This is a genomic window from Ruegeria sp. CDSA020 (genome assembly GCF_059612345.1).
The window spans coordinates 195,390-211,898 of record NZ_JBXWQK010000004.1 but is presented as its reverse complement, the minus strand read 5'-3'; the positions used below and the strand labels follow the sequence as shown (position 1 = coordinate 211,898).

At 56.4% G+C, this 16,509-nt stretch carries 14 protein-coding genes; 11 read left to right on the top strand and 3 right to left on the bottom strand.

From position 1 onward, the window contains the following. Positions 1 to 354 precede the first annotated feature (354 nt). The 6 genes from AC2FJW_RS08510 to AC2FJW_RS08485 all read left to right on the top strand — a co-directional run bounded on the left by AC2FJW_RS08510 (position 355) and on the right by AC2FJW_RS08485 (position 7,467). The gene (locus AC2FJW_RS08510) at positions 355 to 1,380 is read left to right on the top strand and encodes an FAD:protein FMN transferase (RefSeq protein ID WP_496749829.1); all 1,026 of its coding nucleotides are present in this window, start codon (positions 355 to 357) and stop codon (positions 1,378 to 1,380) included. 14 nt (positions 1,381 to 1,394) lie between these two features. Then, positions 1,395 to 1,631, top strand: a complete 237-nt coding sequence (gene nqrM, locus AC2FJW_RS08505; protein ID WP_271948901.1) for a (Na+)-NQR maturation NqrM — start codon at positions 1,395 to 1,397, stop codon at positions 1,629 to 1,631. A gap of 66 nt (positions 1,632 to 1,697) precedes the next feature. Next, a complete protein-coding gene (locus AC2FJW_RS08500; RefSeq protein WP_496749828.1) occupies positions 1,698 to 3,371 on the top strand; it encodes a sulfatase-like hydrolase/transferase in 1,674 nt (557 codons plus the stop codon). Between the two features lie 104 nt (positions 3,372 to 3,475). Next, positions 3,476 to 4,993, top strand: coding sequence for a 2,3-bisphosphoglycerate-independent phosphoglycerate mutase (gene gpmI, locus AC2FJW_RS08495; RefSeq protein ID WP_496749827.1), 1,518 nt, complete (start codon positions 3,476 to 3,478; stop codon positions 4,991 to 4,993). Further along, entirely contained in the window at positions 4,990 to 6,120 is a 1,131-nt protein-coding gene (locus AC2FJW_RS08490; RefSeq protein ID WP_281995101.1) for a murein hydrolase activator EnvC family protein, read from the top strand. Before gpmI ends, AC2FJW_RS08490 begins: the two co-directional genes overlap by 4 nt. A 6-nt stretch (positions 6,121 to 6,126) precedes the next feature. Next, positions 6,127 to 7,467, top strand: coding sequence for a S41 family peptidase (locus AC2FJW_RS08485; RefSeq protein ID WP_496749826.1), 1,341 nt, complete (start codon positions 6,127 to 6,129; stop codon positions 7,465 to 7,467). Positions 7,468 to 7,592: 125 nt separating this feature from the next. Here AC2FJW_RS08485 and AC2FJW_RS08480 read toward each other — a convergent pair whose 3' ends face one another. Further along, positions 7,593 to 7,949 (bottom strand): VOC family protein, encoded by a 357-nt coding sequence (locus AC2FJW_RS08480; RefSeq protein ID WP_496749825.1) that lies wholly within the window; start codon positions 7,947 to 7,949, stop codon positions 7,593 to 7,595. A 133-nt stretch (positions 7,950 to 8,082) separates the two neighbouring features. Between AC2FJW_RS08480 and AC2FJW_RS08475 the strand changes: the two genes are divergently transcribed. Continuing rightward, positions 8,083 to 8,781: a helix-turn-helix transcriptional regulator gene (locus AC2FJW_RS08475; RefSeq protein WP_496749824.1), complete on the top strand. Its 699-nt coding sequence runs from the start codon at positions 8,083 to 8,085 to the stop codon at positions 8,779 to 8,781. A gap of 74 nt (positions 8,782 to 8,855) precedes the next feature. On the opposite strand, the gene AC2FJW_RS08470 is transcribed toward AC2FJW_RS08475, so the two are convergent. Beyond that, positions 8,856 to 9,203, bottom strand: coding sequence for a hypothetical protein (locus tag AC2FJW_RS08470; RefSeq protein WP_496749823.1), 348 nt, complete (start codon positions 9,201 to 9,203; stop codon positions 8,856 to 8,858). 10 nt (positions 9,204 to 9,213) lie between these two features. Continuing rightward, complete coding sequence (locus AC2FJW_RS08465; protein WP_142636349.1) at positions 9,214 to 9,975, bottom strand: DUF6478 family protein; 762 nt, start codon at positions 9,973 to 9,975, stop codon at positions 9,214 to 9,216. A gap of 246 nt (positions 9,976 to 10,221) precedes the next feature. On the opposite strand from AC2FJW_RS08465, the gene AC2FJW_RS08460 reads away from it, so the two are divergent. Genes AC2FJW_RS08460 through AC2FJW_RS08445 form a run of 4 tightly spaced genes read left to right on the top strand, consistent with a single transcriptional unit; the run spans position 10,222 to position 16,457 of the window. Beyond that, on the top strand, positions 10,222 to 13,320 hold the full coding sequence (locus tag AC2FJW_RS08460; protein WP_496749822.1) for an ABC transporter transmembrane domain-containing protein: 3,099 nt from the start codon (positions 10,222 to 10,224) through the stop codon (positions 13,318 to 13,320). Then, entirely contained in the window at positions 13,313 to 14,209 is an 897-nt protein-coding gene (locus AC2FJW_RS08455; protein ID WP_142636342.1) for a CPBP family intramembrane glutamic endopeptidase, read from the top strand. Before AC2FJW_RS08460 ends, AC2FJW_RS08455 begins: the two co-directional genes overlap by 8 nt. Positions 14,210 to 14,268: 59 nt before the next feature. Further along, positions 14,269 to 15,186, top strand: coding sequence for an acetyl-CoA carboxylase, carboxyltransferase subunit beta (gene accD, locus AC2FJW_RS08450; RefSeq protein ID WP_496689318.1), 918 nt, complete (start codon positions 14,269 to 14,271; stop codon positions 15,184 to 15,186). After that, positions 15,183 to 16,457 (top strand): bifunctional folylpolyglutamate synthase/dihydrofolate synthase, encoded by a 1,275-nt coding sequence (locus tag AC2FJW_RS08445; RefSeq protein WP_496749820.1) that lies wholly within the window; start codon positions 15,183 to 15,185, stop codon positions 16,455 to 16,457. The genes accD and AC2FJW_RS08445 overlap by 4 nt, the downstream gene beginning before the upstream one ends. The last annotated feature ends 52 nt before the right edge of the window (positions 16,458 to 16,509 follow it).

Below are 16,509 nucleotides of genomic sequence, written 5' to 3'. Positions count from 1 at the left end.
CCTCTTGCTTTGCTTTTCACCTTACCGCAGCCATATGACCTGTATAGGGTACAAATGCCCTAACCGGGGAAAACTGCCAAAAACCAAGGAAATCCGGCCCGTTGTCCAACTTTTATCTGACCCCCCCTGTTGCCGCGCTGATATTTTTTGCGGTTGTCGTTTGTGGCCATAATTTTCGCATGACCTGGAAACAGCAGGCTCCGGGATGGCAGAAGAAAGCATGGCTGTTCGGGGTGCCCGCCGGAATCGGTTTGTTGGCGCTAGGCTTCCTGCCGCTGAAAGCCTGATGCAGGTTTGACTCTGATTGGGGCCGCTGTCATATGCCGGGCACGCTTTTCCTCAGGAGGGACCCATATGCGTTTCTTGCCAGTCCTGGCTGTCGCCACACTTATTTCCGGCTGCTTGTTCGACAAAGAGCCCGAGGTGGTACGCCTGTCAGGCGAAACGATGGGGACGACCTTCAACATCACGGCCATCGGTGTCGATGTTGATGAAGAAGCGCTGGCGGGTGCGGTCGAACAGACACTGGCCGAAGTTAATGCAAAGATGTCGAACTGGGACCCGAATTCCGAGGTTTCGACCTTCTCGGACTCGGGCAGCACTGAACCTGTAGCCGTTTCGGATGAATTTGCGCTGGTGCTTGATGCCGCGAATGATGTGCACGAGAAATCCGGGGGTACATTCGACGTGACTCTCGGCCCGCTGATCGAGCTGTGGGGCTTTGGTCCGCGCAAACCGGAAGATCCGGTGCCCGCAGATGCTGACATCCAGGCGGCTTTGGGCAGGGTCGGACAGGCCAGATTGCTGCAACTGGATCGCGATGCCGGAACTTTGGCGAAGGCCGATGCCGGAGTCGGCATTAACCTGTCCGCCATTGCCAAGGGGTATGGCATCGACGCCGTGGCCGAAACGCTGCGCACGGCTGGGATTGAGGACTATATGGTCGAGATCGGCGGCGATCTGGTCACAAGAGGCGATAACGATAAGGGTGAGACTTGGCGGATCGGGATCGAAAAACCCCAGGCCGATGCGCAGAATCTGCAGTTGATCGTACAACTTGATGATCTGGGTATGGCGACATCCGGCGATTACAAGAATTTCTTTGAACAAGATGGTGTGCGGTATTCGCATATCATTGACCCAACTACTGGCCGCCCGATCACGCATCGGACCACTTCGGTCACGGTACTGGCCGAAAATGCTATGATGGCAGATGCTTGGGCGACAGCGATGTTGGCCTTGGGTCAGGAAAAGGGTTTGAAACTTGCCGAGACGCATAAACTTGCCGTGTATTTCATCTCGCGGGATGTGACAGGCGGTGAGGATGCCTATATCACGGTACACAGCACAGCGTTCAAAGAGGCGTTGGGCACCAACTGACGGGTTGAGCTGAGATGAGCACTTTTATTCTGGCCTTCATTCTGCTGCTGATCATCATGGTTGGCATGTCGCTGGGTGTAATGTTGATGGGTAAGACCATCAAGGGCAGCTGCGGTGGCCTGAATGCGATCTCGGGTGCGGATAAATGTGTGGTCTGCCAAAAGGACGTGGACCCTAACAGCCCCTTGCGCGACAAGCTTCAGTGCAAACGCGCCCAAAAGATGCTTGAGCAGATGGAACGGCAGGCCTAATAACTTAGCGCTTCGTTTGGCGGTTGGAATTGGCTAAGCAGGTCCCTGAATAACGGGGGCGCAGATTTGGCCAAAGCAAGAAACATCCTGTTCATCATGTTCGACCAGCTGCGCTGGGACTATCTGAGCTGTTACGGACATCCGCATCTGCACACCCCCAACATAGACCGCCTGGCAGCGCGTGGTGTGCGGTTCGACAGGGCCTATATCCAGTCTCCTATTTGCGGTTCCTCCCGTATGTCGACCTATACCGGGCGCTATGTGCATTCGCATGGGGCTTCTTGGAATGGAATCCCGCTGAAAGTGGGTGAGATGACCATGGGTGATCATCTGCGCAAGGCTGGGATGGACTGTTGGCTGGTGGGCAAGACCCATATGCGCGCGGATGCCGAAGGCATGGCGCGGTTGGGGCTGGAACCGGACAGTCTGATCGGTGCCCGCGTGGCCGAATGCGGGTTCGATGTGTTCGAGCGTGATGACGGAATGCTGCCCGAAGGGCCGGATGGGTATTATGACCCGGACGGGGCCAAGGAATACAACAAATACCTATCGGCCAAAGGATATGACAGTGACAACCCCTGGCATGACTTCGCCAATTCAGGTCTCGACGCTGAGGGCAATGTTCTGTCGGGCTGGTTTCTCAAGAACTCGTCCCAACCGGCGAATATTGCCGAGGAAGACAGCGAAACGCCCTATCTGACTGGGCGGGGGATCGAATTCGTGGAAACCCATGACGGCCCCTGGTGTTGCCACCTGAGCTTTATCAAACCGCACTGGCCCTATGTCGTGCCGGAACCCTATGCCTCAATGTACGGACCGAAACATATCCTGCCCGTGGTCCGGTCTGAGGCGGAACGCCAGAAAGCGCATCCGGTGCTCCGGGCATTCATGGACACCAAGGTTGGCGAGGCGTTTTCGCGGCAGGATGTGCGCGACGCCGTGATCCCCGCTTATATGGGTCTGATCAAGCAGGCCGACGACCAGATGGGCCGGCTGTTCGCATGGCTGGAAAAGACGGGCCGGATGGAGGACACGATGATCGTGTTAACCTCGGACCACGGGGATTTTCTGGGCGATCACTGGATGGGTGAGAAGACCTTTTTTCAGGACGCATCGGTCAAGGTGCCGTTGATCATCTATGACCCATCCCCCGAGGCTGAGGCGACCCGTGGCACTGTCAGCGACGCGCTGGTCGAGTCCATCGACCTCGCCCCAACATTCTTGGAAATAGCCGGAGGCGAAGCGTCGGGTCACATTCTGGAAGGTCACTCCTTGTTGCCGATCTTGCGTGGCCATCAGGTCGAGACACCTCGGGATGTGGTAGTCAGTGAGTATGACTATTCCGCCTCGCCCATGGCGGAAAAGCTGAATGCCTCGGTTCGGGATGCAGTGATGTTCATGGTGGCCAACAAGAATTGGAAGCTGATCCATTGCGAAGGCGGGCATAGGCCACTGCTGTTCGATCTTGAAAACGACCCGAATGAACTAACCGACCTTGGCAACAGTGCTGAACACGCGGATATCATCGCCAAGATGTATGACCATCTGTTCACTTGGGCGCGTCGCCCGTCGCAGCGCACAACACGTTCCGAACAGCAACTGATCGAAATGCGCACCAATAGTCGGGGCAGAGGGGTGGTTATTGGAATCTATGACGAAAACGACGCGCCACTGGATTTGACCGTGAAATACAGAGGCCGCAAAGCGCGCCCCTATCTGGACCATACCGGCAAGGAATAGCCTTTGTAACATGAATTCTGACCTGATCAGGGCAAAAGGCGGTTCACCCTGCGCGGGGCAGGCGATACAAGACCAACCAAGAGCAGCAAACCCGGAGAGCCGAAATGACCGCCCCGAAACCCGTCGTCCTGTGTATTCTTGATGGCTGGGGCCTGTCCGAGGACACCGGAGCCAATGCGCCTTACCTTGCCGATACGCCGACATTCGATGCGATCATGGCAAACGGTCCGCATGCCAAGCTGATCACGCATGGTCCGGATGTTGGTCTGCCAAGTGGTCAGATGGGCAATTCCGAAGTCGGTCACACAAATATTGGGGCTGGCCGCGTTGTTGCGATGGATTTGGGACAGATTGATCTGGCGATTGAGGACGGTTCTTTCTTTGCCAACTCCGCGCTGCAGGACTTTATCGGTAAGGTAAAGGCTGCAGGTGGCACCGCACATCTGTTGGGGGTGGTCTCGGACGGGGGAGTGCATGGCCACCTGAGCCATATCATTGCTGCGGCAAAGGCGATAACGGATGCTGGTGTGCCCGTTGTCTTGCACGCGGTTACGGATGGCCGGGATGTGGCCCCGAAATCAGCGCTGACCTATATCACAGAGCTTGAGGAGCGCTTGCCCGACGGCGCCCGTGTTGCCTCGGTCTGCGGGCGCTATTTTGCCATGGACCGCGACAACCGATGGGAACGTGTTAGCGAAGCCTATGGTGCAATGATCAGGGGGCAAGGGCGCAGCGCTGTTTCGGCGCGCAATGCCGTGGATCAGGCCTATCAGCAGTCGGAAACGGACGAATTTATCGTCCCGACCCTCCTCGACGGCTATCACGGCATCAAAGACGGAGATGGGTTCTTCTGCCTCAACTTCCGCGCCGACCGGGCCCGCGAGATTCTGCGGGCGATTGGCGAACCCGGCTTTGATGATTTCGACACCGGCCCGCGTCCACAGCTTTCAGCCCTGCTGGGCATGGTCGAATATTCCGACGGGCACAGCGCCTATATGTCCACTGTTTTCCCCAAGCGTGACATCGTGAATACGCTGGGTGAGTGGGTGGCGAAACATGGGCTCAGCCAGTTCCGACTGGCTGAGACCGAGAAATACCCGCATGTGACCTTCTTCCTCAATGGCGGCAAGGAAACCCCCGAGGCGAACGAAGACCGCTTTATGCCGAAATCACCAAAAGTGGCGACCTACGACCTGCAACCCGAGATGTCATCGGCCGAAGTGACCGCAAAATTCGTCGAAGCTATCGGGGCGGGCTATGATCTGATCATAACCAATTATGCCAATCCGGATATGGTTGGGCATACCGGCGACCTGCAAGCGGCAATCCGCGCCTGTGAGGCTGTGGATCAAGGGCTGGCGCAAGTCGTCGCCGCGTTGGAAAAAGTGGGGGGCGCAATGATTGTAACAGCCGATCATGGAAATTGCGAGATGATGGTCGATCCCGAAACCGGTGGGCCGCATACAGCCCATACGCTGAACCCCGTGCCCGTGGCGTTGGTCGGGGGACCAGCAGGGGTATCCTTGCGAGATGGTCGCCTGTCCGATCTGGCGCCCACGCTGCTGGAACTGATGGCGTTGGATCAGCCCCCTGAAATGACTGGAAAGAGCCTGCTTTCATGACGCTTCGTGCGCTGCTTCTGGCGATTTTCTTTGCATCCAGGGCGGTTGCCCAGACCGACCCCGCGACCGCCGCATTGAATGCAGCGCAGATGCTTGAGCAGGCATCAGTATCGTTGACCGAGGCCGAAAGCGCCCGCGACCGGGTCCGTGCCCTGACCGAAACCATACAGGCGTATGAGGCGGGTCTGTCGGCCATGCGCGATGGCCTACGACGGGCGGCAACACGCGAAGCCCAGCTAACAGCCGAATTGCGCAGTCGGGAAAAGGATGTGGCACAGCTGTTGGGCGTATTGCAAACGATCGAAACCACGGCGCCTCCGGTTCTGATGCTACACCCGTCAGGGCCGTTGGGCTCGGCCCGGGCCGGTATGATGCTGTCCGAGGTTACGCCGGGCCTGAACGCAAAAGCGCAGTCTCTTGCGCGTGATCTTCAGGAAGTGCGCACGCTTCGATTGCTGCAGCAAAGCGCCTCGGAAACCTTGGTCGAGGGCTTGACGGGCGTTCAGAATGCCCGCACCCAGCTCAGCACCGCCATCGCAGACCGAACGGATTTGCCGCGGCGCTTTGTCGAGGACCCGATCCGCACTGCTATCCTGATCTCATCGACTGAAACGCTGGACGGTTTTGCCAGCGGGCTTTCCCAGATCTCCGAAGGGCAAATCGCCGAAACGGATGCGGATATATCAAGTATCAAGGGTCAGATTGCGCTGCCGACGCAGGGCATCATCCTGCACCGGGCAAATGAAACCGATGCGGCCGGTGTCAAACGCCCTGGTATCGTATTGGGCACCCGACCGCGCGCAATAGTCACCTCGCCAACGGCGGCCACGATACGGTATCGCGGGCCGCTACTGGAGTTGGGGAATCTGGTGATCCTCGAGCCGCAACCGGGGCTTCTATTTGTCTTTTCCGGGCTACAAGAGGTCTACGGAGAAGCCGGTCAGGTGATTCCCCGGGGGACGCCAGTCGGATTGATGCCTGCAGAATCGAAGGAAATCGGCGCAATTTTGTCAACAAGCGGTGATGGCACTGGAACTGACCGATCAGAAACGCTCTATATAGAGGTAAGACAGGATAACAGCCCCGTGGACCCGGAATCGTGGTTTCGGACCGACAAGGATGGATAAACGAGTATGAAGAAATTTGTGATGGCCGGTTTGGCTGGAACTATAGCAGGCCTGATTGTAACGACGCAGATCGCCGGTCCGTTGCTTGCCCAAGAAGCCGAAAACAAGGCCAGTGTCTATGAACAGCTGGATCTGTTTGGCGATATTTTCGAACGCATCCGCGCGCAATATGTCGAAGAGGTTGAGCCCGAAGACCTGATTGAGGCGGCCATTGACGGTATGCTGACCTCGCTGGACCCGCATTCCAGCTATCTGTCGCCGGATGATGCCGAACAAATGCGGGTCCAGACCCGCGGCGAGTTTGGCGGTCTGGGTATCGAAGTCACGCAGGAAGAGGGCTTTGTCAAAGTTGTCTCGCCGATCGACGATACGCCTGCGGATGAGGCCGGGATCGAAGCCGGAGATTTCATCACCCATGTCGATGGCGAAAGCATACTGGGCCTGACCCTGGACAAAGCGGTCGATCTGATGCGCGGGCCGGTGGGCTCGGAAATCGTGATCACCGTTGTCCGCGAGGGTGAACAGGAACCTTTTGACGTGCCTATAATCCGCGACACAATCAAACTGACGGCAGTACGCGCGCGCACCGAAGGGACCAGTGTGGTTCTGCGTGTGACCACCTTTAACGACCAAACCTATCCCAACTTGCAGGAAGGGCTGGCCGAGCAGATCGAAGAGGCCGGAGGGATCGACAAGGTGAATGGTGTCGTTCTGGACCTGCGCAACAATCCCGGTGGTCTGCTGACACAGGCAATCAAGGTTTCGGACGCATTCCTAAACGAGGGTGAGATCGTATCAACCCGTGGCCGCGATCCAAGCGATGGTGAGCGTTTCAACGCAACTGCGGGTGATCTGGCAGAAGGAAAGCCGATTGTCGTGCTGATCAATGGCGGGTCCGCCTCGGCATCCGAGATTGTAGCCGGCGCGCTGCAGGATCATCGCCGCGCAATCGTTGTGGGAACCAAAAGTTTCGGCAAAGGCTCGGTCCAGACTGTCATGCCACTGCGGAGCGATGGCGCAATGCGTTTGACCACGTCGCGCTACTACACGCCGTCGGGCCGGTCTATTCAGGCGCTTGGTGTCAGCCCCGACATCATCGTTGAACAGCCCCGCCCAGCCCCGGAGACCGAGGAAGAAGAGGCCAATGGGAACACCCGTTCCGAGGCTGATCTGCGTGGCAGTCTGAACAATGACAGCCTGAGCGAGGATGAAATCCGCCAGATCGAAGAAGATAGGGCCAAGGCCGAAGCCACCGCCGAATTGCGGGAAGAGGATTACCAGCTGGCCTATGCCATCGACATCCTCAAGGGGCTGTCAGCCTTCAACCCGGACGGGCCATCGCAATAAATAAACCGGGCCGCCTGACAGGCGGCCCTATTCCTGATGGGGCCGCTGCCGATCGAGGTAGGGTGGCTGATTAGAGCCCGATGCCACCTATGTTGTCTCCCAACCAACGTCCGCTCTGTGAAAAGCTAGTCAGAAAAACACATCTTGTTTCCATCCAGGTCTCGAACATATGCAGAGAACTTTGGCCCGCGTTGGTTGGGGGCCCCCTCACAATCACCCCCGAGATCTGTGGCTAAAGCGTGCAGCCTTCTGACTTCTGCTTCGCCACCAACGCAAAATCCAACCATCGTTCCATTACCGTAAGTGGCCGGCAACGTGTCGAAGGGTTTGGCCACGGCGAAGGCAAAATCCTTTCCAAGCCAGTAAGTCATTCTTTCTGAAGGCGACATGCTTTGGAGACCCGATTGCGAAAACAGTGTGTCGTAGAAGGTTCTTGCAGCTGCCATGTCATTCGTTCCGACAACAAAGTAATTCATTTTCATCGATTTAGCTCCTGCAAGTGAGTGGCCTGCGTCAGGCAATGGTTTCAGTGACCAAAGCTATATCGACTAATGTGCCATTTTATGTCTTATTTGATTCATGGCACGAGCTAATACACACAACAGACTGAGGCGATTGGAATTGCTTGCGGTTCAACTCAAGCAAGATGCCCATTGTACGGTTAGAGACTTGGCGCAACAGCATGGTGTCAGTATGCGCACCATAGCCCGCGACCTTGTGCTTATGCGGGACCAAGGCATGCAGATAGACGCTGATCGCGGTCGTGGAGGAGGTGTGCGCCTCGACCGCAACTGGGGCGTTGGTCGTATGAACCTGACATACGCTGAGGCGGTCGATCTGCTAATCAGCATTGCTGTCGCAGAGCAGATGAAATCACCAATGTTGCTTGCGAACTTGGCATCGGTAAGGCGGCAGCTTGTGGCCTCGTTTTCACCCGAGAAACGCAACAAGGTGAACCAGCTCAAGTCCCGTATTCTTATAGGCGTCACGGCTTCGACTTATGTTCAAGCCAGCGCGAGCGCCCCACCAAAAAGGATTGTGCAAGCGGTTCATCAGGCTTTCGTCGATCAAAAGGTCTTGGAGCTGCGATATCAAAGAGAAGACGGTGTCATTTCCAACCGGCAAATTGAGCCTCAGTATCTCTTGTTGAAGTATCCCATTTGGTACGTCGTTGCGATCGACCGTCTGAGAAACGAACCAAGGACATTTCGGTGCGACCGGATGCTTGGGGCCTCAATGGGCGAAACGCGCTTCAAGCTCCTGCCGAAAGATAAATTTCAACCCTCATTGGTAATTGATGATTCTTCGATGTGATCGGGTCATGGCCAACAGTAAGCGGACAATGACGCCTGAATTATAGGCACGCACTTCGTCCGCACTTCTACCGCCTACTGAGACCGGCGAAAGACTCGTTTTAGCATATCAAGCTCTGCTCGCATCAGGTCCAGTTCGGCGCGCAGGTCATCGGCGGCGGCGTTTCCTGCAATGATCGAGAACCCGCCCAGTTTAAGCCCTGAAACAGAATCTGAGATTACAAAACTGTGGACCCCGTCAGACAGGGCCACATCAGGCACCTGTACACGAAGCTCCCACCCGGTGTCGGCTGGTGACAGGTAAACCTCATCCAGCGCGTCACCACGGTAGGACACGCTGATCTCGGGCTGCGAATCGGCCTGCAGGTGGCCCATCCAGGTGCCATTTTCCAGGCCCAGTGATGTGAGTATCAGATCGGTCATGGCAGGGTTCTCATAAATCGGCGCGATGGTGACGACAGACGGTCAGGTCCTGCAACACTATCCGGTTCATCCGAGGATTATCCAGAATGATATCCAGCCAGACTTTGTCCATGCGGCGTTCATTCAGTGGTAAATGTGCAAGATCAAAATCCACGCTGTTTGAAGGACCAGTGGGATCAAGTTTGCGCAGAACCTGTTCGGCGTTTGGGCCGTGTCGAATATTGAGCCGCGCGAACAATTCCTGTGGGCGTTCGGCCTCAATATGGCAATCGACTCGGATCAGATGCTGCCGCGTCAGCCCTTGCACAGCCTCTTGTGGAAGCTCAATAGAGAGAGAAAGAAATGATCCCTCGAACCCAAACACCTCGACCGCCAAGCTGAACGGTGACAGATCATGCTTGCGCGTGTTCCTGATCTGGCGCGTGCTGATTTCCTGGCGCGGACAGTCGTGAAACAGCGTTGCCTCATCGTTGATACGTGCCTTACGCGGGGCCGAGGCGACACCGGGGCGGGGCTGAGGATAGCGCCACAGCTCGGGCCTCCAGCTCCAGTCGGTGCCCAACGGTTTCGGGAAATGGGTTGATCCCGCCACAGGCCGTGTAAGGCGGCTGTTGGCCTGAAGGATCAGCGCATCCAGCTCGGATCGCAAGCGACGTGCATCATCACGCTGCAGCCGCAATTCAGAAAGCACAGCCTCGGGCGCTGCCCGGGCGTCCCGCTGCCAGCGCGTCAGTGCTTTGCGGTGAATATAGCGATCCAGTAGCTTGCCCATGATCCCAATCTATTGCTCCACACATCTTTTGTCGGATATCCACCCGAGGATAAAGCCGATTTGCATCATAGCGCCGGTAAATTACCGAAAATGTGAACACGCTTTTGGCTAGGCAGCAAAGTTGTGACCTGTTACGAAGGGCGCCGTTCTTGCAATCAACCCGGTCAGTGCGTACCGTCTGACACCTGATTGCAGTGGACCATCCGTTACAACCCTATAGCAATATTTCCGAGGCAAAGACGGGGCATGGAACCCACTCTATTCGCATTCATCTGGAAGCATTCCAAGAAACAGCAACTGGTTTTGTTGCTGCTGACATTGTTTTCTTTTCCCTTCCTCTATGCATCACTGGAGCTGCCCAAGCAGATCATTAACGATGCGATTGGTGCACCAGGCAGCTCGGTAACTTTCTTAGGAGTTACGGTGACGCAGGTGCAGTATTTGTTGATTCTGTGTCTGGCCTTTCTGGCGACGGTCATCGCCAGCGGTCTGATGAAAATGCGGATCAACACGATGAAAGGTGTGTTGGCCGAACGCATGTTACGCCGACTGAGGTACACGCTGATCCACCGAACTCTGCGGTTCCCGAAATCCTATTTTGCCACCACCAGTCAGGGCGAGTTGGTGTCGATGATCACGTCCGAGGCTGAACCGATGGGCGGCCTGATGGGGGATGCGATCGCACAACCTGTATTTCAGTTTGGTCAGATGATGACCATTGTGACGTTTCTGTTCATGCAAAGCGTGTGGTTTGGTCTTGCAAGTATTGCGCTGATCCCGCTGCAGGCTTGGTTGATTCCAAAATTGCAGCGCCAGATCAACCTGTTGAACAAAGACCGAATCCAGGAAGTTAGGCGCTTGAGCTCAGAAATCGGCGAAAGCGCAGCCGGGATCAGTGATCTGCGCACCAACGGAGGCTGGCGGCACAGATTGGCCCAGTTCAGCCATCGTTTGGGAACTTTGTTCGAGATCCGATTCAAGATCTATAACAAAAAGTTCTTCATGAAGTTTCTCAACAATCTGATCACTCAGATGACCCCGTTCCTGTTTTATTCGGTGGGCGGATACCTGGCGATCACGGGCGAGGTAACAGTGGGCGCGCTGGTGGCGGCACTGGGAGCATATAAGGATCTTAGCGGACCTTGGAAGGATCTGCTGACCTATTACAATCAGGTTCAGGACATGTCGTTGCGGTGGGAAATCGTGACCGAACGCTTCGCGCCCGACAACATGGTGCCCGAAGAGCTGTTCGAGGGCGAGCCTGATTCCATTCCGCATCTGACTGGCGAGATCAAGCTGCAGAATATTACCGTTCGGGATAACGATGGGAAAACTGTTCTCGAGGATATAGACCTCGTCATACCCAAAGGGGCCCGCGTGGCCATCAAATCCTCGAATGCGGCCGAAAGAGGGGCATTGGCTCAGCTGCTGACCCGCGAATTGCTGCCGGTTCAGGGCGACGTCACGATTGCCGGACATGACATCCAATCTTTGCACCAATCCGTCATCGCGGCGCGGATCGGATATGCCTATTCTCGACCATATCTGTTTGATGGGTCGATTGGGGACAACTTGATGATGCCCCTGAAAACACGCCCTCAGCATGAAGCCGACGCCGCCAGGGCCCCTAGCCGCCGCCAGATCGAGGCCGCGCGAGCGGGGAACTCGGTGGATTCGCTGTCAGATGAATGGATTGATCCCGGTCTGGCCGGGCTCAACAACACTGACGACATCCAGGATTGGTGGTTCAAGCTGGTCGAGGCGATGGGAACGGATGAATTCATGTTCCGCCGCACCCTGCGCAGCCAGTTGAATCCGGATCAGCATCCCGAGTTTGTGCAAAATATCATCGACCTCCGAGGCCCCATCCATGACAAGTTGGTGGAAAAAGATCTGGACCGCTTTGTCTACCGGTTCGATCCGGACAGGTTCAACCCAACTGTGCCTTTGGGCGGCAACCTTCTTTATGCAGCACCGTCGCAGGAAATCTCGCCGGACATTCTGGCCGGCGATAATCGGTTCATGCAAATGCTGCGTACACATGAGCTTGATGACGACGCGCTGAGTATCTCAAGCGCTGTTCTGGAAACGCTGAGCCATGCTTTTGGGCGGGACGGAACCGACCATCCGCTGTTCCTGCGCCTGGGCTTGAGCAAGGAAATGTTCCACCGGCTGCTGGCAATCGAAGACAAGCGCAAGGCAAAAGGAGTGGACGAGCTGTCGCAGCGCGAACACGCCTTACTTCTGACCGTTCCGTTCCTGCTGACCGCCGAACAGATTGGCCCTGATTTCCCGGATGAATACAAACAGAAGATTCTGAAAATCCGCACTGAACAGGGCGAGAGGCTACGTGGAAGCCTGCAAGAGATATTTGTACCGGTCACACCGGACACATACATCGCGCGTATGACAGTTATGGAAAATGCGCTTTTCGGGCGGGTGTCTGTGACGGCGGGTGCTCATGCTGACGAGATAGAGGATGTGGTTGCCGAAGTGATCAATGCCGCAGGTCTGCGCAGACAGGCAGCGGCCATCGTCTATGATCTGTCCGCAGGGCTGGGTGGGAACAATCTGACAACCGTCTTTCAGGAACGAATTGCCTTCTCGCGCGCCGGGATTAAACGGCCGGATTTGCTAATCCTGGATAAAGCGTTGGCCAGCCATGACTCTGAGAGCCGTTTACGCACCCGGTTGAAACTGCGCGAACTGCTGCCCGATTCCATCATGATTTTCATGGAGGACAGTTTCGCTCATCCCGAGGCCTATGATCTGTTTGTTGAAATCAAGGATGGCCGCATTGACGGTGTCTCGAAAACGCAGCTCGAACAAGAATCCGGCACCACCGCTGACCTCAGCCGCAAACTGAAGATTATCTCGTCAACTCCGCTTTTTGCCAATATCGACGGTCGCAACCAGAGATTGCTGGCGTTTTCGGCGCAGTGGTATGATGCTGCCGCTGGTCAGGTCATTTTCTCTCGTGGGCAGGCGCCGGATGCGGCCTATCTGTGCATTTCGGGTCATGCGAAGCTGATGTGGCACGAAGAGGACGGTTCGACCCGGTCCATATCTGTCATTGAACCTGGGCGCCTGATCGGTGACCTGTCTGTTATCACCGGTGAGACCAGGCAGTTGGATCTTGTGGCAGGCGAAAACTGTTCATTCCTGCGGATTGGTGCAGTGGAACTGCGCGCGGTGATCGAAAGCGATGCAAGCGTTGCGGTTCAGTTGCTTGAAACAGTTGCCGGATACCTGACAACCATTTCGGAAAAGATCAACGCCACCAAAGCATCGACCTTGTTCTTCGATGATGAGGACCAGACCGAAAGTTCCCACCAGAATGTCTGAAATCCGCGCGCCCTCTTACGCCCCGCATGAGCAACTGGTCGCCGACGCACGCGACAAACCACAGCTGTGGCGCCTGCTGGCCGGCCTGGCAACAATCGTAGTCGTTGCAACCGTCTTCAATCTGATCCTGTTTGCAGTCGTAACCGTGGCCGGACCGCAGGAATGGGCCAGCGGGTTGATGAACGGCTCGACCCCGATCTCGATGGTGATCCTGCTGTCAAGCTTTGGGTTTGTCACATTTGGTGTGTGGACCGCAGCGCGACAGTTTCAGAAGCGGTCCCTGGGTTCTATTTTAGGGACTAGGGGCAAAGCGGCCAGACAGTTCTGGCTTGTGCTGCGCGCCCTGATGGTGCTTGGCGTGGTTATCGTAACCGTGCCGCACGTCATTATGGACGCGCCGCTTGTTCAAAACCTGTCCTTTTCGGTTTGGCTGGTATTCCTGCCTCTGTCGCTATTGGCTGTGTTTGTCCAAATCAGTGCGGAGGAGCTGCTTTTCCGCGGATATATGCAGCAAAGCCTGGCGGCGCGATTCCGTTCTCCGATCATCTGGATGGGGGTACCGTCGCTTCTATTCGCGGTGGGGCACTATTCGCCCGATGCGGCGGGCGGCAATGCAGAGTTGCTGGTGCTGTGGACTGGTCTGTTTGGACTTTTGGCTGCGGATTTGACCGCGCGGGCGGGAACCCTGGGCCCGGCCATAGCGCTGCATTTTTTCAACAATGTCATAGCGCTCTTGTTTGTCTCGCTACCTGACACCCTCAGCGGTCTTGCCTTATTTGTACTGCCCTTTGATATGACCGATACTCTGACATTGCGGCAATGGTTATATGTGGATTTTGCCGTGATGATTGTCAGCTGGTTTATCGCGCGCCTTGCGCTCAGGCGCTGATTGCAATTCTTTCCGTAGCGTCTTATGTGACGTCAACGCCGTACTAGCAAGGTTCCGACATGAACTGGATCACAAACTACGTCCGTCCCCGGATTAATTCGATCTTCTCACGCCGGGAAGTCCCCGAAAACCTTTGGCACAAGTGTGACGAATGCGGCACGATGCTGTTCCACCGCGAATTGGCGGAAAACCAGAATGTCTGCACCCAATGTGATCATCATATGGCGATCACACCGCGCGACCGGTTCGGGCACCTGTTTGACGGTGGTATATTTACCGAGGTCGATGTTCCCGCTCCCAAAGATGATCCGCTACAGTTCCGGGACCAGAAGAGATACCCCGACCGGATGAAAGCAGCGCAGAAGAAAACTGGCGAGCAAGAGGCGATGCTGGTCGCCAAAGGTGATATCGGACGTACGCCGGTCGTGGCAGCGGCCCAGGATTTCTCGTTCATGGGCGGCTCGATGGGTATGTATGTCGGCAATGCCATCATTGCGGCCGCGCAAGAGGCAGTGAAATTGAAACGCCCGCTGATCCTGTTCTCGGCAGCGGGTGGCGCGCGAATGCAGGAAGGCATCCTGAGCTTGATGCAGATGCCGCGAACCACCGTGGCGGTTGAGATGCTGAAAGAGGCAAAACTGCCCTATATCGTTGTACTCACCCATCCTACCACCGGAGGCGTGACCGCTTCTTATGCGATGCTGGGCGACGTCCATATCTCGGAACCCAATGCGCTAATCTGCTTTGCAGGCCCGCGCGTGATCGAACAGACCATTCGGGAAAAGCTGCCCGAAGGATTTCAGCGCGCAGAATACCTGCTGGACCACGGAATGCTGGACCGGGTAACGAAGCGAACCGAAATGCGTGACGAATTGATCACCATTACCCGCATGCTGATGAACCAGCCTCCTGCGGTCAAAGGTGATTTGCCCGCGCCCACCCCCGAAGCCCCAGAGAAAGACGCGGATCAGGAATGACTTCGCCATCGTCAGACGTCGTCCTTGATCGGATGATGGCGCTGCATCCCAAGATCATTGACCTGACGCTGGATCGGGTGTGGCGTTTGCTTGCCGCACTGGAAAGCCCTCAGACCAAATTGCCTCCGGTCGTGCATATCGCAGGGACAAACGGCAAGGGGTCTACGCAGGCCATGATCCGCGCCGGTATGGAAGGGGCGGGGAAAACGATTCACGCCTATACCTCTCCGCATCTTGCCCGGTTTCACGAGCGTATTCGGCTGGCAGGTGAGTTGATTTCGGAAGCCGAACTGACAAACGTCCTTGATGAGTGCTATGCCGCCAATGGTGGTGAGAACATCACGTATTTCGAGATTACGACCTGTGCGGCCCTGCTGGCCTTTGCCCGCAAACAGGCTGATTATACCTTGCTTGAGGTCGGCCTTGGCGGGCGCCTGGATGCAACAAACGTGGTGCACGAACCCGCCGTGACGGTTATCACGCCGGTTTCCATCGACCATGAACAGTTTCTAGGCGACACGTTGGGCAAGATTGCTGCCGAAAAAGCCGGGATCATCAAGCCGGGCGTCCCTTGTATCGTCGGCCCACAGCAGGACGAAGCGCTTGAGGTCATCGAATATACAGCGGCCCGTCTGGGCGCCCCATTGCTGGTACACGGTCAGCACTGGCATGTGACCGAGGAAAACGGACGTCTTGTGTATCAGGACGAAATCGGGCTGCGGGATCTGCCGCTGCCCAACCTGCTTGGCGCACATCAAATTCAGAATGCGGGTGCGGCAATAGCGGTATTGCGCCATCTCGAACTTGGTGATCAGGCCTATGAGGCCGCCGTTACCAAGGCCGAGTGGCCAGCACGGATGCAGCGTCTGAAATCCGGCCCGCTTGTTGAACAGGCCGCACAGGCCGAGCTGTGGCTGGATGGTGGGCACAATGCCGCCGCGGGAATTGCGCTTGCTGAAGTGCTGAGAAAATTACCGCAATCTCCGACACATTTGATCTGCGGAATGCTCAACACCAAAGATGTCGCTGGCTATCTTGCACCGCTTGCCACGCAGGCTCAAAGCCTGACCGCAGTGTCGATACCGGGTGAGGCCGCGACGCTTAGCGCTGAAGATACGGCGCAGGCTGCTGACCAGGTTGGCATGAAAGCCGACACAGCAGAGAGTGTATCCGCGGCCCTGCAGAAAATCACAGACCAAGACCCTCAGGCCCGTATCCTGATTTGCGGATCACTCTATTTGGCGGGCAACATCCTACGGGAAAACGGATAGGTCTTCACCTGGCGGAGGTACCTTGGGGAAGGCGCGCAAAACGTGACGGGGC

Coding starts and splice junctions, on each gene's coding strand:
- nqrM (WP_271948901.1), top strand. CDS start 1,395: ATGAGCACTTTTATTCTGGCCTTCATTCTGCTGCTGATCATCATGGTT.
- AC2FJW_RS08455 (WP_142636342.1), top strand. CDS start 13,313: ATGTCTGAAATCCGCGCGCCCTCTTACGCCCCGCATGAGCAACTGGTC.
- gpmI (WP_496749827.1), top strand. CDS start 3,476: ATGACCGCCCCGAAACCCGTCGTCCTGTGTATTCTTGATGGCTGGGGC.
- AC2FJW_RS08510 (WP_496749829.1), top strand. CDS start 355: ATGCGTTTCTTGCCAGTCCTGGCTGTCGCCACACTTATTTCCGGCTGC.
- AC2FJW_RS08445 (WP_496749820.1), top strand. CDS start 15,183: ATGACTTCGCCATCGTCAGACGTCGTCCTTGATCGGATGATGGCGCTG.
- AC2FJW_RS08480 (WP_496749825.1), bottom strand. CDS start 7,949: ATGAAAATGAATTACTTTGTTGTCGGAACGAATGACATGGCAGCTGCA.
- AC2FJW_RS08490 (WP_281995101.1), top strand. CDS start 4,990: ATGACGCTTCGTGCGCTGCTTCTGGCGATTTTCTTTGCATCCAGGGCG.
- AC2FJW_RS08465 (WP_142636349.1), bottom strand. CDS start 9,975: ATGGGCAAGCTACTGGATCGCTATATTCACCGCAAAGCACTGACGCGC.
- accD (WP_496689318.1), top strand. CDS start 14,269: ATGAACTGGATCACAAACTACGTCCGTCCCCGGATTAATTCGATCTTC.
- AC2FJW_RS08485 (WP_496749826.1), top strand. CDS start 6,127: ATGAAGAAATTTGTGATGGCCGGTTTGGCTGGAACTATAGCAGGCCTG.
- AC2FJW_RS08460 (WP_496749822.1), top strand. CDS start 10,222: ATGGAACCCACTCTATTCGCATTCATCTGGAAGCATTCCAAGAAACAG.
- AC2FJW_RS08470 (WP_496749823.1), bottom strand. CDS start 9,203: ATGACCGATCTGATACTCACATCACTGGGCCTGGAAAATGGCACCTGG.